Raw genomic sequence first — 16,283 nt, forward strand, 5'->3', positions numbered from 1 at the left:
AGGACTAATATGAAAAAAATGTTAATGTGTGCAGCTATGGCACTAAGTTTAGGAGCAGGAATTTTGGAAGCAAAACCAAAAGTTGCGATTTTAGCTACAGGTGGAACCATTGCTGGTTCTATTGATAGTTCTATTGCTACTACTGGTTACACAGCAGGAGTTTTAGGAGTTGATACTTTGATTAAAGCAGTGCCTCAAATTCAAGATTTGGCAGTAATTAGTGGAGATCAAATCGCAAATATTGATAGCAAGGATATGACAAATGAAATTTGGCTAAAACTTGCTAAAGAAGTTAATAGGCTTTTAAAATCTGATGTAGATGGAGTTGTAATTACTCATGGAACTGATACTATGGAAGAAACTGCATATTTTTTAAATTTAACCGTGAAAAGTGATAAGCCTGTTGTTTTAGTAGGTGCAATGCGTCCATCAACCGCTATTAGTGCAGATGGTCCTAAAAATCTTTACAATGCAGTAGCTCTAGCAGCAAATCCGCAAGCAAAAAATAAAGGTGTAATGGTTGCTATGAATGATAGAATTCAAAGTGCTAGAGGTGTAGTAAAAACTCATAGTTTAAATGTAAATGCATTTAGTTCGCCTGATATGGGAGATATGGGTTATATAGTAGATGGAAAAGTATTTTTCTATAATACTAATACAAAATTACATACTAAAAAATCTCCATTTGATGTAAGCAAATTAAAAGAATTACCAAAAGTAGATATTCTTTATAGTTATGCAAATGATGGTAGCGGAGTTGCAGCAAAAGCTTTGTTTGAAAATGGAACTAAAGGTATAGTAGTAGCTGGAACAGGTGCTGGTAGTATTCATGATTATCAAAAAGATGTATTAAAAGAATTACTTAAAAAAGGTCTTAATGTAGCGGTAAGCTCTCGTGTGGTTGCAGGTAGAGTTGCGGTGAGTGATACTGATGCAAAACTTGGTTTTATTGATACAGGCGATATGAGTCCTCAAAAAGCTAGAGTATTATTAATGCTTGCTTTAACTAAAACAAATGATCCTAAAAAAATCCAAGAATATTTCTTAAAATATTAAAATCTTAAATACCCAAATGTGATAAAATACCATTTGGGTATTTTTCTACCTATTATCAATCCAAGGAATAAAAATGAGACAATACGAAAGCTATAAATGCCAAAAATGTGGCAATGAAGTAGAAGTTCAAAATGTTGGTAGCGGAAAATTAAGTTGCTGTGGGCAAGAAATGGAATGCATTACTACTGATTTAACCGCGGTAAATTTGATGAAAGCTTTCGCTGGTGAATCTATGGCTAGAAATAAATATGATTTATTTGCAGATATCGCCCAAGAAGAAGGTTGGCATGCTGTTGCAAAACATTTTAGAGAAGCTGCTGAAAATGAAAAATGGCATGCAAGAGCACAATTTAAAGCTTATCATGAAATAGTAGATGGCAAAGCTTTAGAAGAAACTGCAAAAAATTTAATCTGTGCAGCAGATGGTGAAAATTACGAACATACTATTATGTATCCAAATTTTGCAAAAATTGCAGAAGATGAGGGTAAAAGAAATATAGCAAGATTATTTACAGCTATTGGTAAAGTTGAAATTGAACATGAAAGAGAATATCTTGCTCTTAAAAAAATGCTTGAAGAAGAAGATTTCTTTAATTCAGAAATAGAAGAATTATGGGTTTGTGAAGTTTGTGGGCATATTCATAGAGGAAAAAAAGCTCCAAATGCCTGTCCTTTATGCAAAGCTCCAAAAGAATACTTCAAACGCGAATTTTTAGGATAAAGTAAAAACATTTGGTAAAAATGTTAGAGTATTTTATTTTTGTCAAGGGTTAAAAATGCAAATTTTAACCCATCCTTTTGAACCTTTTTTTGATATAAAATCTAGAATTTTGATTTTAGGTTCCTTTCCTTCTATTAAATCAAGAGAAGAAAATTTTTATTATCAGCATAGTAAAAACCGCTTTTGGCGGATTTTTGAAATTTTATTTGAATGTGAGTTAAAAACTATACAAGAACAAAAAGCTTTTTTAAAAGCAAATCACATAGCACTTTGGGATGTTATAGCAAGTTGTAAGATAAAAAATTCAGATGATAAAACCATCTCTTATGCAAAAGCAAATGATATAAGTATTATTTTAGATAATGCAAATATAGAAAAAATTTGCGTTTTAGGCAAAATTGCTAGTAAATATTTTATCAAATTTTACCCCGATAAAAAGTTTTTTGAGCTTCCATCGAGTTCGCCTGCAAATATGAGGTATTCTTTAAAAAACTTAGTAGAAAAATATAGCATTATAAAGGAAAAGTAGTGGCCTTAGTTGGAGTAGATGAAGCAGGACGCGGAGCTTTAGCTGGAGATATGCATATAAGTGCTTGTAAGCTTTTTAAAAATATAGATGGTTTAGCTGATTCTAAAAAATTAAGTGCAAAAAAAAGAGAAATGTTATATGAGCAAATCATTGCTAATTCAAAATTTCTAACCCTCGCTTTTTCACCTTTGCAAATAGATACTTTAGGGCTTAGTAAATGTTTGCAATTGGGATTAAAAATAATCCAAAAGCACTTTAGTCAAGATGAGATTTTGTATGATGGAAATTTAAATTATGGAATTTTAGGTATTAAAACCATGATTAAAGCTGATACAAAAGTACAAGAGGTTTCGGCTGCTAGTATTTTAGCAAAAGTTAGTCGTGATCAAAAAATGTGTTTTTTGTCCAAAACATACACTAATTATGAGTTTGATAAACACAAAGGTTATGGAACAAAAACCCATATAGAAAAAATTAAAGCTTTTGGATATTCACCTTTGCATAGAAAAAGTTTTGTTCTAAAATCTTTTGAAAAAAATTTATTTAGTATTTAAAAATTAAAAAAAATTATTAATTATATTTTTATTATAAATACCACAAAATAGCTCTTATATTCTTGATTCTAGTGAAATTTATGATTTTAAAATTTGAAAAAAAATAATCATTATATATTTTTTTGATAATTTTTCATCAAAAATTAATATATTTTTTTAAAGTATTAATAGTTTTAAGAAATTTTAATTTTTTTATATATATAGTAATATAAATATTTTTTATTTTTACAAGGAGAAAATGTGGATAATCTTAAATGGAATTCATTTGATACGCGTTGGATGCTTTCTCTTTTTGGAACAGCAGTTGGTGCGGGTATTTTATTTTTACCTATTAAGGCAGGTGTTGGTGGTTTTTGGCCAGTTGTCGTAATGGCTTTGATAATTTTCCCAATGGTGTATTTAAGTCATAGAGCTTTAAGCCGTTTTGTATGTCAAGCAAATGGTAATGATAAAGATATCACTCATGCGGCTGAAGAGTATTTTGGTAGAAAAGTAAGTATTTTTATTTCTATACTTTATTTTTTTGCAATTTTTCCAATTTGTTTGGCATATTGTGTAGGTATAACTAACACTTTTGAGAGTTTTATTTATAATCAATTCTTGCCGCTTTTAGATCCAAACGGATCTTTAGCAAATACAATTAGTGCTATGTATCAAACAAGCGTAAATGAACAAGGAAAAACCATAGCTAATTTACTTCCATTTTATAGAGCGGTTTTTGCTTTTGTTTTAGTAAGTATTTTTATGCTTATTATGCTTTTTAGTGAAGAGTTGATTACTAAAGTATGTGAATGGCTTGTTTATCCTTTATGTACTATTTTGTTTTTATTTTCATTATATCTTATACCACAATGGTCATTTGAAAGCTTTAGTGCCATTCCTGGAACAAAAGAATTTATTACTATAGTATGGCTTACTTTACCTGTATTAGTTTTTTCATTTAACCACTCACCAGCTATTTCAACATTTTCTTTAAGTGTAAAAAGACAATATCCTGAAAATTCAGTACAAAAAGCAAATCAAGTATTATTTAGAACTTCTGTAATGCTACTTGCTTTTGTTATGTTTTTTGTTGTATCTTGTGTGCTTTCTTTAACTCCTGCAGAACTTGCTGATGCAAGAGCACAAAATATACCTGTTCTCTCTTATTTTGCTAACAAGCTTGATAATCCATTTATTTCTTATGGTGGACCATTGATTGCATTTTTAGCAATTTCTAGTTCATTCTTTGGACATTATTTTGGCGCTAGAGAAGGTGCTTATGGTATAGTTAGAAAATGCTGCAAATTAGCAGGTAATGAAAATCCAGATTTGAAAAAAATTGCAGTTTATTCAACTTTGGTAATGTATATTATTATGCTAATTACTGCTTATATAAATCCAAGTATTTTAGGTTTTATTGAAAGTCTTGGTGGGCCAATTATTGCGGCGATTTTATTCTTAATGCCTATGATTGCAATTTATACTGTTTCAAAAATGAAAAAATTCCAAAACAAAGCTTTAGATGCTTTTGTGTTTATTACAGGTGTTTTGACAATCATCACCGTAATTTATACTTTTTAGGTATGAGTGAATGAGTAGTAATTTAAGTATATTTAAAGTTGGTGTTGGTCCTTCTTCTTCTCATACGCTAGGACCAATGCTAGCAGGCAATATGTTTTGTGAAAAAATCAAAGATAAAATCACACAAATTACAAAAATTCAAATTAGATTATATGGCTCTTTATCGCTTACTGGTAAAGGCCATTTGAGTGATAAAGCTATTATATGGGGTTTGAGTGGTTTAAGAGCAAAGGAGCTAAATGCTGCTTTGCAAGATCGTGTATTTAATAAAATTTTACAAGATAAAATTTTGGTTTTAAATGCTCAAAAAGAACTAAATTTTGATTATGAAAAAGATTTAGTTTTCGAAAAAGACTTTTTACCTTTACATGAAAATGGGTTAAAAGTGAGTGCTTATGATGAAAATGGAAAAATCATTGCTGAAGAAATTTATTATTCAGTAGGCGGTGGTTTTGTGATGAGTGAAGCAGAACTTCAAAAACACAAAGATGGAGCTTGCGAGCAAAAACATACTAAATTAGAACTTGATATAAATAATGCAAGCGATGCTTTAAAAATTTGTGAAGAAAAATCATGGGATTTGGCAAAACTTTCTTATGAATATGAGCTTCAATTTCATACTAAGGAAGAAATAAGATCTTATTGTTTAGAAATTTGGGAAGTAATGCAAGAAGTGTATTATAATGGTATTCATCCAAGTTCGGATTATCTTCCTGGAAATTTACATTTAAAACGCCGTGCTAAAGGGCTTAATGAGCGTTTGGCTATGACAAGCGATCCTTTAGGAATTATTGATTTTATTTCTTTATATGCTATTGCTATTGCAGAAGAAAATGCAAGTGGCGCTAGAGTAGTAACTGCACCTACTAATGGAGCGTGTGCGGTCGTGCCTGCTGTAATGCTTTATCTTAAAAATCATAGCGTTGGTTTTAATGATGAAAAGGCTATTAATTTTCTACTAACTGCTATGCTTATAGGCTCTTTTTATAAAAAAAATGCAAGTATAAGTGGTGCTGAAGCTGGTTGTCAAGCAGAAATTGGAAGTGCAAGTTCTATGGCAGCAGGAGCAATGGCTACTGTGATGGGCTTTAATGCGAAAATAGCTTGTAATGCTGCTGAAATTGCAATGGAACATCATTTGGGTTTAACTTGTGATCCAGTAAGTGGCTTGGTGCAAATTCCTTGTATAGAAAGAAATGCCTTTGGTGCTATCAAAGCAATTTCAGCCGCTAGAATGGCAATGAGTAGAAAATCCACTCCAAAGGTAAGTCTTGATGAGGTTATAAAAACCATGTATGAAACAGGTAAAGATATGAACTCAAAATACAAAGAAACTTCTTTAGGTGGCTTAGCTACTAATCTTACAAGTGTATGCTAATTCTTGAAGATTTAAATCTTCAAGAATTTTTAATTAAACAAATACCTAAATTCTCCTCTAAAGCCGTAGTTTGCATCCATATTTTCTATAAAGTAGCGATTTGCTTCAAAAGATATTTCGGTTTTATTGTTAGGTTTTAATCTAAATCCTATGATAGCATTAGCAAAAGCATAAGAATAATTCGCAATTTTATAATCCCAATTTCCTGTTAAAGGATCTTGAAGTTTTCCTTGATTTTTAGCATCTGAAAAATATTGTCCAAAATCAGTTTTTAAATATACCATAGATTTTCCATAATTATATTGCTGAGCAATTAATACTGAAGCTGTAATTCCAAGGTTTCTATAATCATCTTGTTGCATTCTTATGCCATTAGATGTTTTAACATCATGGTCTTGATAATAAGTAAAGTCAATATCCATATAAGCATCTAAGAATGCATTGTTTGGTAGATAAAATTTTCTTCCTAATGCAAAACCAGCAGAATATGCAAGATTATCAAATTTTGCACTATTTGTTTCAAAACTACCAGCTTGCGATGCAGATATTTTGCTTTTATAATGATCTATTGCAAAATCTGTTTCAAAATAAATGCCATTTTTCCAATACATTGCAGAATACATACCTGTTGTAAAATTGTTGATTTCAGAATTACTTAGCTTATCTAAATCAGAATGTAAAGTTCCATATCCTAAATAGACACCTGTCATCATATTAAAATTTAGATAATTTATAATTTCATCAAATCCATATTTTGCACCTGTATAGATACTATTTATTTCTCTAGGATTATAAACATTAGTATGTTGGTTTAAATGTGAATTATAAGCTTGTGTCCACATTCCACCTTTTGAATGATTTTCTTCTTTGAGTTGTCTAAATCTTTCAGAAAGTTGATTTTGCGTTAGAAGATGCATTCTATTTAGTAAAAATGCATTATCAATTACAGCTTTAACAATTTCTGAAGGATCCACCAAAGAACTTGTATTGTTATTGATTATATCTAGTTTATCAATGTATATATTTCCATTGCTTTGGTTTTGATCAATGTTTGGTGTTATAGTATAGCGTATAGCCCCGTGATCTTTTTCTACTATTTGATTAGAAGCAAGAATAAAATCTTTTAAATTGAGTTTATCTTTGCTTCCAACTTGACTTAAATCAATAAGTGTATGGTTTCCTGTAATTGTTTGCGTGGTAGGATTTTTATCATCAAATAATCCTGCACTAGCATCATCTAAGATTTTAATATGGAGTTTATTTAAGGCTTTAAAATCAATTTCTTTTGTAATAATATATGTATCTCCGCTATTATTAGCTAAATCAGTATAAAAGCCAAAATTATTATCTCCAGCTAATGTAAATTTGTCACTTGTTACTTTTCTAAAGCTGTATTTTGAAGCTTTTGTAGCATCATCGGTGTTGTTTATAGGAAAATCAATATGGCCAAAATTTATAGTGCTATTATTAAAATAAGCTCCATTTCCAATTTCATTATCATTAATTTGTGTTTCTAAGTTAATACTAGATAAGAAGTTTATGTTTGAACTATCTGCATAGATAGAATAAGCTTTAACATTGTCTTTGTTTTTTGCTTGAGTGGAAGCTGCAGCTTTGATAGTGTGAATTTTTCCATCTTTAGAGCCAATATTTAGTGTGCCACCAATATCTGCTAAGCCTACCGCATAAGAAAGTCCATCAAGTCCATCATAACCTATATTCCCTGCTTGAGATTGCTGATATTTTGCATCTTCATTGATGATAGTTGCATTGGTAATATCTCCAACTTTTCCAGCCTCGCCACCTTTTCCAGCTTGAGTTTTTATATTTACATCTCCATTTAAATCAATATTTATTTCTTTTCCTGATCGGTTTAAAATAGCTATACCTATAGCATCTCCGCCTCTACCACCATGTCCTGCATTGCCAGATTGGACTTTATTTACACTGCCATTATTATATTTATGATCAGCACCATCGCCTTTTCCGCCATCTCCACCTTTTCCACCATTCCCAGCTTTTATGTCTATATTAACATCATTTAAAACTATAGAATTATTTGTTTTTGTGTCTTTTTTTATGTTGTAGCCAAATACTCTAAAACCTTCTCCATGACCACCATTTCCTCCATTTCCTCCACTTCCATAAAGATAAGCATCGCTTCCATTTATTCCATCTTCACCATTTTTTCCAGTTTGGTTAAATGTTAATGCTTCTTTAAAAGACCTGTTTCTTAAAAGTTCTGTGTAATTGGCAAAATTGTATCCCATGCCACTTTTTCCATGTTCTCCTTGTTTGCTTTCTGCTATACTTACTTTATCAATGATTACTTGATTGTTAGTTTGGTTTATAGAGAGTTCTATTCCATATCTTTTATCTTTTGTGTCATATCCTCCACCACTACCACTTGATTCAAATTTCAAATTATTATCGAAATTTTGCGTTGATTCAATAACTACTATATTTGTATCCCAGTTACCAGATGTCAAGCCACCTTCTTCTAGTTTTTTATTGATTTCTTGATCTCTTATAGATACGGTTTGAGTCCCTGTATTTTCATCAACGATAAATTGATCTACTTTTAACTTATCTCCTTGATTTTTTGTGTAATCTGTGTTGAAAATAAAATTATTATTGCCTTCTAATTTTATAGTATCAGATGTTAATGTATGATACTTTCCATCTTTATGTATGAAATCAACTCTAGAATCTTTAAATGTAGCTCCATTTCCACTAGCTCCATTAGTAGTTGTAGTCTTTAGAGTAAGATCGGTTCCAATTTTTAAGGTTGCATTATCAGCATATAGTGAGCTAGCTTTTGCATTTTTTCCATCAGCTTTTACATTTATTTCAATTCCTTCTTTTGCAAAAAGATTAAGTGTAGATCCATTTGCTATATGTATGCCATAAGCACTTGCACTCCCATCTTCGCCTTTTATTCCATCTATTCCATCAATAGCTGTTTGATCTCTATTTGGATCGAGTATGGTTAAACTTCCTCCATTATAACCTTTATCTCCACTAGCTCCCTTACCAGCTTCACCACCTTTACCACCGGTTGCATCTAGGGTGATATTTGCATTTAAATTTAGTGTAATGTTTTTTCTACCTTCAGCATAAAATCCATTTAATTCTACGCTTCCCCCATTACCCCCATTACCTCCGTGTCCTGCTTGAGTTCTACCATCTTTATGATCAGGTCCATCAGCATATCCACCATCAGCACCTTTTCCACCATCTCCACCTTTAGCTATTATAGTTATATTTTTATCAATAGTATAAGTTTTTCCATTTTCTATACCATTTACACCATTCATAACAAAGCCTTGTCCATGACCACCATGACCACCCTTTCCGCCATTTCCATATAACTTAGCATCGGTTCCTTTTGTGCCATCTCCACCATCTAAACCATTGTTATTTGTAGAAGAAAGAGTTGTTTTTCCACCATTTAAATTTAAAATTTGAGTAGTATAGCTTGTTCCATTTTTACCATCAACTCCAGCCTTTGATTTATCTATAGTAACACTATCTACGCTTATTTTGTTATCAGTTTTGCTTTGCTCATATTTAGTTAAATATCTTTCGTTTTTTAAATCAATACCATTAGATAAAGAATTTATATTAATACTATTTAATCCGCCGTTTGTAGAGGAAATAATATCGTGATTTATATCTATGGTATATGGATTTTCTATGTTTGAGTATTTTCCATCTTGTATATCTTTTATTAAGGAATCATCAGTTATTTTTAAATTCAAATTTCCATTATTGCTTATATAATCTGTTTTGATGGAATTTCCTGTTTTTTGTTTGGAGTCGATGTTTATTTCAAAAGTATTATTTCCAGCTAGAACCAAAGAATCTGTTGTAAGGTTTTTGTATCCTTTGGTATTATCAAATTTCAAAGTGCTGTTTTCAAATTTTGCACCTCTTTTATCATTTGAATTTGCACCATTGTCTATTTTTGATGTTATGGTTAGATTATCTTGTAAAATAATGGTTGAATTGTTTGCTTTGATACCAAATGCTTCTTTGTTTTTTGCATTAGAAGCATTAGTTGTAATTTGTATATTGCCTCCATTAGCACTATTTATGATTAAAATACTATCGCTTAAATCAATACCATTAGCTATTGCATGATCTGCATCTTCAGCATTTCCACCATCTCCGCCTTTACCTCCGCTGCCACTAGAGCCAGTAGTTCCTTGTTTTCCTTCTTCAATTGTTCCACCAGTAGATGTAGCACCACCTCTATTTCCTCCTTGACCTTGAGTTCCAGCATTTCCACCAGAGCCGATACTTCCTTTATTGCCACCTGTTGCTGTAATATTAATAGAATTAATACTTAACAATGCGTTTTTATTATTATTTAATTTTATAGCTGTAACAGAAACAGAGCCTGCACTACCAGCGTCTCCTCCATTTCCACCAGAACCAGCATTACCTCCATTTCCTCCATTACCACCTTGTGCTGGTAGTGGGCCTGCACAAACACCAGGAGGCCATCCTGCCATACAATTAGACTTAGCATATCCGCCATTGCCTCCTTTGCCACCATTACCTCCCTTACCGCCAGAGCCACCATTGCCTCCATTTCCGCCTTTGGCTGTAACATTTAAAGAGTCTATGGCTAGAAAAAAATCATTATTATTTTTGTTTTCAAATAAAGTCGCAGTGATTGAACCACCATCACCTCCATTGCCACCTTTACCTCCATTGCCTCCATGTCCAGCATTTGCTCCATTGCCACCTAGTGCATTAGTAGGTCCTCCGCCTGAAGTGTTAAATTTAGGAGCATCTGCTGCTGATCCATTTCCGCCATTACCTCCATTACCACCATTTGCACCATTGCCTCCATTACCTCCTGAAGCTCCTTGAAGTGTGATATTAAATGAAGTATTTTTTAAATTTTGTTTAGATATTTTTGCTGAATTTATAGTTATATCGCCTAGAGAATTTCCATCACCACCATCTCCGCCCTTAGTGCCAGATGTTCCATATCCTCCATTAAAACCATTAATTCCTCGATTTCCTGACCACTCAGGATTGCTACCATCACTACCGCTATTTCCATTTTTACCATCACTACCATTTTTTCCGTGAGCTTTATTTTGTTCAGAAGTATTAATGGAAATATTTTGATTATTTTGAGTAAAATCAAAATCTTTATTAATATTATTAGTAGAAGCTGTGCCGTTAGCACCTTTATCTCCATCACCAGTTACCACTTCACCATTTTGTCCATGATTTCCAATGCCTTCTGCTTTTAGATTTATTGATGTGAAAACTAAAGAGATGGTTAAAACTAAAGTAGAAAATTTAAGAGAATTTTTTAAGAGTTCGCATTCTTTTATATCTTTATAAAAGCAATCCCCCCCCCCGTGAGAATTATTTATAATTTTATTCATAATCATTTACTCCTAATTTATAATTATTAATAAAAATTTTGTAATTATAAATATTTTTTTATTAATAAAAAATAAATTTAAAACAAAAATAAATATAAAAATTCAAGCTTTTAAAAGCGCATAAATGCTAAATTTTTAAAAATTTTTAAGGAAATATAAAATGATAGAGATAAAAAAACCAGCAGAAATAGAAAAACTACGCAAAGCAAACGAGCTTGTAGCTAGAACACTTGATTATTTAGAAAGTATTATAGTTCCAGGTATGAGTTTAAAGCAAATTGATATAAAAGCAGAAGAATTTATACTTGATCATGGTGCAAAACCATCTTTTAAAGGTTTGTATGGTTTTCCAGGTAGTATTTGTATCTCACTTAATCAAGCTTGTATTCACGGAGTGGGTGATGAGCGTATATTAAAGGAAGGTGATATTTTAGGTCTTGATGTAGGAACTTGTATAGATGGATATTATGGAGATGCGGCAAGGACTATACCTATAGGTAAAATTTCAGCTACTGATGAAGCATTGATTGCTTGCGCTAAAGATGCTTTGTATTATGCTATAGATATTATAAAAGAAGGTATGCGATTTAAAGAGCTTTCTTATGAGCTTGGTGAGTTTATTACCAAAAGGGGCTTTGTACCTTTAAAGGGTTATTGTGGTCATGGTATAGGTAGAAAGCCACATGGTGAGCCTGAAATTCCAAACTACTTAGAACCAGGTGCTAGTGCCAAAAGTGGTCCTAAAATAAAAAATGGTATGGTGTTTTGTATAGAGCCTATGATATGTCAAAAAGACGGCACTCCGGTGCATTTAAAAGGAAATTGGGAGGCAGGAAGTAAAGATGGTTTAAATGCGGCTCATTATGAGCATTGTGTTGCAATTATAAATGGTAAAGCAGATATTTTATCTAAGTAAGAAAGTTTAAATCTTTCTTACTCAAATGTTTTTAACTTATCTGAAAGTTTAGAAGCATTTTCTAAAACATCTTGTGAAATTTGTGTTAGATCAAGTGAGTAGTTTTTAACACAATTTGCAAGCTCGGTTACTTTTTCTATGTTTTGTTCTAACTCATTCATCTTGGCTTTTGACTCATCACTTTTTTCTTCCATGATTTTGGTAGAATGAATACTTGTTTTGAGTTTTTCTATAGATGTTCCTACTTCACCTTGTAAAATATTAGCCTTATTAGAAGTATCGCTCATAGACTGATGGATTCCATCCATTAAACTTTTATTATCGTTGATTTGTTGAACGATTGTTCTTACGGTGGTTTCTATAGCAACTAAAGATTTAGTGGTTTTATCAGCTAGGTTTCTAACTTCATCAGCAACAACAGCAAAGCCTCTACCATGCTCACCAGCCCTTGCTGCTTCAATAGCTGCATTTAAAGCTAGTAAATTTGTTTGATCTGCTATGTCTTTAATGGTTGTGGTAACTTCTACTATACTATCAGCACTTTGCACTAACATATCCATAGCACTTAATACGCTTTGTTCTTTTTCTCCACTTAGTAATATCAATTCTACTAATTCTTTTAATGTGGTTTCAACTTCTCCCATAACTTCTTGCATATCGTGCATATCTTTTATAGTGTCTTTGGCTAAATTTTGAGTTAAATCTATGTGGCTTTCCAAAACAGAGCTTATTTTATGAACATTAGAAATTTGCTCATGTTGTAAAAGAGAACTTTGCTGTAAAACTTCAGCATTTTGAGAAAGTTTTTGTGAGCTTTTGTGGCTAGAGGTTGCAGTCTGTATAGCTTCTAAAACAGAATTTTGAACAATTTGTATAAAAGAGTTGATATAACCAGCACTAGTAGCTAATTCGCTTTTTTTATCTATATCTAATCTAGCACTTAAATTTGCATGTTCTCCAGCTAAATTTGCACTAAGTTTTTCAAGTAAAGATATAGGTATAATCACTTTTTTTAGTGTAAGTAAAACAAAAAATACCAATACGGCTAAAGTAAATAAGAATATTCCTATGGCAGTGAATAGATTGTATTTATTGTTTTGATTTATTTGATCAGTGATAGTTGTTTTATGAGTAATGATTTCTTTTTGTAATTCTTGATCTAAAAAAGCTTGAGAATTTTCTTTTAAAATTGCTATTTGGCTTATTATCATTTTACAATGTGTGCTAAAAAGATCTAGTAGCTCATGTGGTAATTGCGAATCTTTTATATTTAAATTATCTACCAAATTTCGCAATCTATTTTGTGCTAAAGGCTCTAAAATATCCATAGTTCCTATAATGCTTAAAATATCTCCAATATATTCTATTTGTTTTGCTTCTTGAGTGTTTAATGCTAGTTTATTTGTTTGCTTGATTATTTCTTGCTGAATTTCATAAAGATATAATTTTGAATTAATAGCTATAGAATTTGCGGATTTAAAATGCTGCAATTGTGTATTTTTTTTCTGAAAAATCATCTCTATTTTTGAAGTATCAATTTCATTATTTTTTAAAATATTTAAAGTATTTTCAAAATCTTGCACTAATGCAACACTGCTATCATAATTTTGTAGATTAAATTTATTTTTAAATATTTCATCTAGTTTTGTATCTAAAATTTCAAGTCTTTGAAATGAACTTATGATAGTAGAATTTCTTTTTGCGGTATTATAGGTGTTAAATATAAATAATGTTAAAATCAAAAGCAATACCAAAACCACTACAGATAAAGTGATAAATTGTGATAAAAAAGAAAAAGTTTTTTTATTTGAGTGAGTCATGATATTCCCCTGTTAAAGAATTTAAAAATGCAACTATATCATCTACTACATTTTGCTCTAAAAATTTTCCAAGTTGATAATATGCCATAAATTGCACACACGCATCAAGTGTTGGCATAGATCCATCGTGAAAATATGGTGCTGTCTTAGATATATTTCTAAGGCTTGGAACTTTAACCACGAATTTATCATTAGGATCTTTTGTTATTTCATAGCGTCCTTGCCAGTTTGTTCCATTATCGTATGGAACAAATACCCCCATTTTTTGATACATATTACCACCTATATTTTGTCCTTGATGACAAGCTATGCAACCATTAGATAAAAAAGCATTATATCCTCTTTTTGCTTGTTCGCTTATAGCATTTTTATCTCCTTTTAAATAACGATCAAAAGGAGAATTTGGAGTAAGTAGTGTTTTTTGAAATTCGGCTAAAGCATCGGCTATATTATCAAAGGTAACTTCTCCGTAAAGTCTTTGAAACTCTTTTTCATAATAAGCATTGCTTTTTACTATTTCAACTGCTTCATTTCCATCTTTTAATCCCATCTCTTTAGGGTTAGTTAAAGGGCTTTTTGCTTGCTCTTGTAAATCTTTTGCATTTCCTCTCCAAAATTGAGAAAGATTAAATACTGCATTGAAATTTGTAGGTGTATGGAATGGTTCATCTAGTATGCCATTTATACCAGTAGAAAAAATTTTATTATCTACTCCAAAATTAGCAATATCATGACAAGTATTGCAAGATACTTTTTTATCTTTTGATAAACTTGTATCCATATAAAGTTTTTTCCCTAATAATGCTTTTTCTTTATTATAAGGAATGCTATCTGGTATCGGAGTAATCATTTCTAATGCTAAAAGTGGAAAAAAAGAACATATTAAAACGATAAAAAATTTCATAATTATTTTCCTTTATTTTATATTAAATTTTTAATTAATAATTTTTTTATTATAACACTAAAATCTTAATCTCTTATAAGTAATAATGGCAGTTATAAGCGTTATGAGAGATAAAATTAAAATATAAATAAAAATTCCGAATATAAAAGGATTATCCGGTTTTATGGCTAAAGAATGTAAGGCAAAAACAAGTTGAGGGCTAAAACCACCTGCAATAGCATATGCAATATTATAAGAAAAAGAAATACCGCTAAAACGAATATTTGGTTTAAAAATTTTACACATTAAAATAGGTGCTAAGGCATTAATACCACCAAAGAAACTGGAAATAAAATAAAAGTATATACTTAAATGTAAAATTTGTTCATAGAAAAAATAAAAATAAAAAAAGCAAGATATACTAAGTCCTATTGAAAAAATTATAGCTGTCGGTAAAAACCCAAATTTATCAACCCATAAGCCAGCTAATAATGTTCCACATGAAAGAATTATAATTGCTATCATTTGTATGCATATAGAATCAGTTTTATTTATAATTAATACTTCGGACATAAAATTTGGCATTAGTAGTATTAATATAATCACACAAGCTGTAAGCATCCATGTTAAAAGCATAGAAGAAATAGTGTTAAGCAACGCATCTTTTTCTTTGAAAAAGCTTTTTAATGGGAAATTTTCTAAATTATTTGTTTCTTGCATTAGCTTAAAAATAGGAGTTTCTTCTAAAAATTTTCGAAGATAAACAGAGATTATGCCAAAAATCGCTCCAATAGCAAATGGAATTCTCCAAGCATATTCATAAATTTCATCTTGTGAAAAATAATGGTTTATAATTAAAGCAATAATACTTCCTAACAAAATTCCAAATGCCATAGAAGCATTAATAGCACTAATATAAAAACCATCTTTTTCATCAGGTGCGTGTTCTTTTATAAAAACCCATGCTCCAGGTAACTCACCACCTATTGCAATACCTTGAGCAATTCTAGCAAGTATTAAGATTAATGGGGCCATGTATCCTATGTCTTCAAAAGTTGGAGTGATTGCAAGAGAAAAAGTTGGTATAACCATTAATAATATACTAAGCATAAACATTTTTTTACGCCCAAATTTATCTCCAAAATGAGCCATTACAATACCACCAAGTGGTCTAGCTAAATACCCTGCAGCAAATGCTCCATAAGTATTTAAAAGCTTCCAAAAATCACTTAAATCACTAGGAAAAAAATTTTTTGAGATATAGCTTGCAAAAAATACAAAAATAATAAAATCATAAAATTCTAAAGTTCCTCCAAGTGAAGATAAGAATAGGGTTTTGATATTATTTTTTTTAATTTTCTTTAACATATTATTAAAACTTTCTTTTTGTAGTAATTTTGAAATTATAGTAAAAAAATATAAAGTTTATAAAAAAATATTAAATTTTAAAAT

Annotated in this window: 10 protein-coding genes and 2 pseudogenes; 7 read left to right on the forward strand and 5 right to left on the reverse strand. The window is 30.7% G+C overall.

Features of this window, described 5'->3' with window-relative positions:
- The first annotated feature begins 24 nt into the window (after window positions 1-24).
- The 6 genes from CARM_RS00260 (at window position 25) to CARM_RS00285 (ending at window position 5,801) form a co-directional block, all read left to right on the forward strand.
- Window positions 25-1,056 carry a type II asparaginase gene (locus CARM_RS00260; RefSeq protein WP_268904554.1) on the forward strand — a complete coding sequence of 344 codons (1,032 nt, stop codon included), beginning with the start codon at window positions 25-27 and terminating at the stop codon, window positions 1,054-1,056.
- Between the two features lie 73 nt (window positions 1,057-1,129).
- Window positions 1,130-1,777 (forward strand): ferritin family protein, encoded by a 648-nt coding sequence (locus CARM_RS00265; RefSeq protein WP_139426359.1) that lies wholly within the window; start codon window positions 1,130-1,132, stop codon window positions 1,775-1,777.
- A gap of 55 nt (window positions 1,778-1,832) precedes the next feature.
- Window positions 1,833-2,306, forward strand: coding sequence for a DNA-deoxyinosine glycosylase (locus CARM_RS00270; RefSeq protein WP_139426357.1), 474 nt, complete (start codon window positions 1,833-1,835; stop codon window positions 2,304-2,306).
- Window positions 2,306-2,860, forward strand: a complete 555-nt coding sequence (locus CARM_RS00275) for a ribonuclease HII (RefSeq protein ID WP_139426354.1) — start codon at window positions 2,306-2,308, stop codon at window positions 2,858-2,860. The genes CARM_RS00270 and CARM_RS00275 overlap by 1 nt, the downstream gene beginning before the upstream one ends.
- Before the next feature lie 279 nt (window positions 2,861-3,139).
- A complete protein-coding gene (locus tag CARM_RS00280) occupies window positions 3,140-4,423 on the forward strand; it encodes an aromatic amino acid transport family protein (protein ID WP_139426399.1) in 1,284 nt (427 codons plus the stop codon).
- 10 nt (window positions 4,424-4,433) lie between these two features.
- Window positions 4,434-5,801, forward strand: a complete 1,368-nt coding sequence (locus CARM_RS00285) for an L-serine ammonia-lyase (RefSeq protein WP_139426352.1) — start codon at window positions 4,434-4,436, stop codon at window positions 5,799-5,801.
- A 29-nt stretch (window positions 5,802-5,830) separates the two neighbouring features.
- Here CARM_RS00285 and CARM_RS08485 read toward each other — a convergent pair whose 3' ends face one another.
- Window positions 5,831-11,212 (reverse strand): autotransporter outer membrane beta-barrel domain-containing protein, encoded by a 5,382-nt coding sequence (locus CARM_RS08485; RefSeq protein WP_139493271.1) that lies wholly within the window; start codon window positions 11,210-11,212, stop codon window positions 5,831-5,833.
- A gap of 160 nt (window positions 11,213-11,372) precedes the next feature.
- Here CARM_RS08485 and map point away from each other — a divergent pair, with 160 nt between their 5' ends.
- Complete coding sequence (gene map / locus CARM_RS00295) at window positions 11,373-12,128, forward strand: type I methionyl aminopeptidase (RefSeq protein WP_139426348.1); 756 nt, start codon at window positions 11,373-11,375, stop codon at window positions 12,126-12,128.
- Between the two features lie 17 nt (window positions 12,129-12,145).
- Here map and CARM_RS08520 read toward each other — a convergent pair.
- The 4 genes and pseudogenes from CARM_RS08520 to CARM_RS00310 form a co-directional block, all read right to left on the reverse strand.
- A pseudogene (locus tag CARM_RS08520) lies at window positions 12,146-12,673 on the reverse strand (methyl-accepting chemotaxis protein); the annotation flags it as partial.
- Between the two features lie 561 nt (window positions 12,674-13,234).
- A pseudogene (locus CARM_RS08540) lies at window positions 13,235-13,948 on the reverse strand (DAHL domain-containing protein); the annotation flags it as partial.
- Window positions 13,932-14,852, reverse strand: a complete 921-nt coding sequence (locus CARM_RS00305; RefSeq protein WP_139426344.1) for a cytochrome-c peroxidase — start codon at window positions 14,850-14,852, stop codon at window positions 13,932-13,934. The gene CARM_RS00305 and the pseudogene CARM_RS08540, both read right to left, overlap by 17 nt.
- 57 nt (window positions 14,853-14,909) lie before the next feature.
- Window positions 14,910-16,199, reverse strand: coding sequence for an MFS transporter (locus tag CARM_RS00310; RefSeq protein WP_139426343.1), 1,290 nt, complete (start codon window positions 16,197-16,199; stop codon window positions 14,910-14,912).
- Window positions 16,200-16,283 lie beyond the last annotated feature (84 nt).

The organism is Campylobacter armoricus (assembly GCF_013372105.1).
Classification (GTDB): domain Bacteria; phylum Campylobacterota; class Campylobacteria; order Campylobacterales; family Campylobacteraceae; genus Campylobacter_D; species Campylobacter_D armoricus.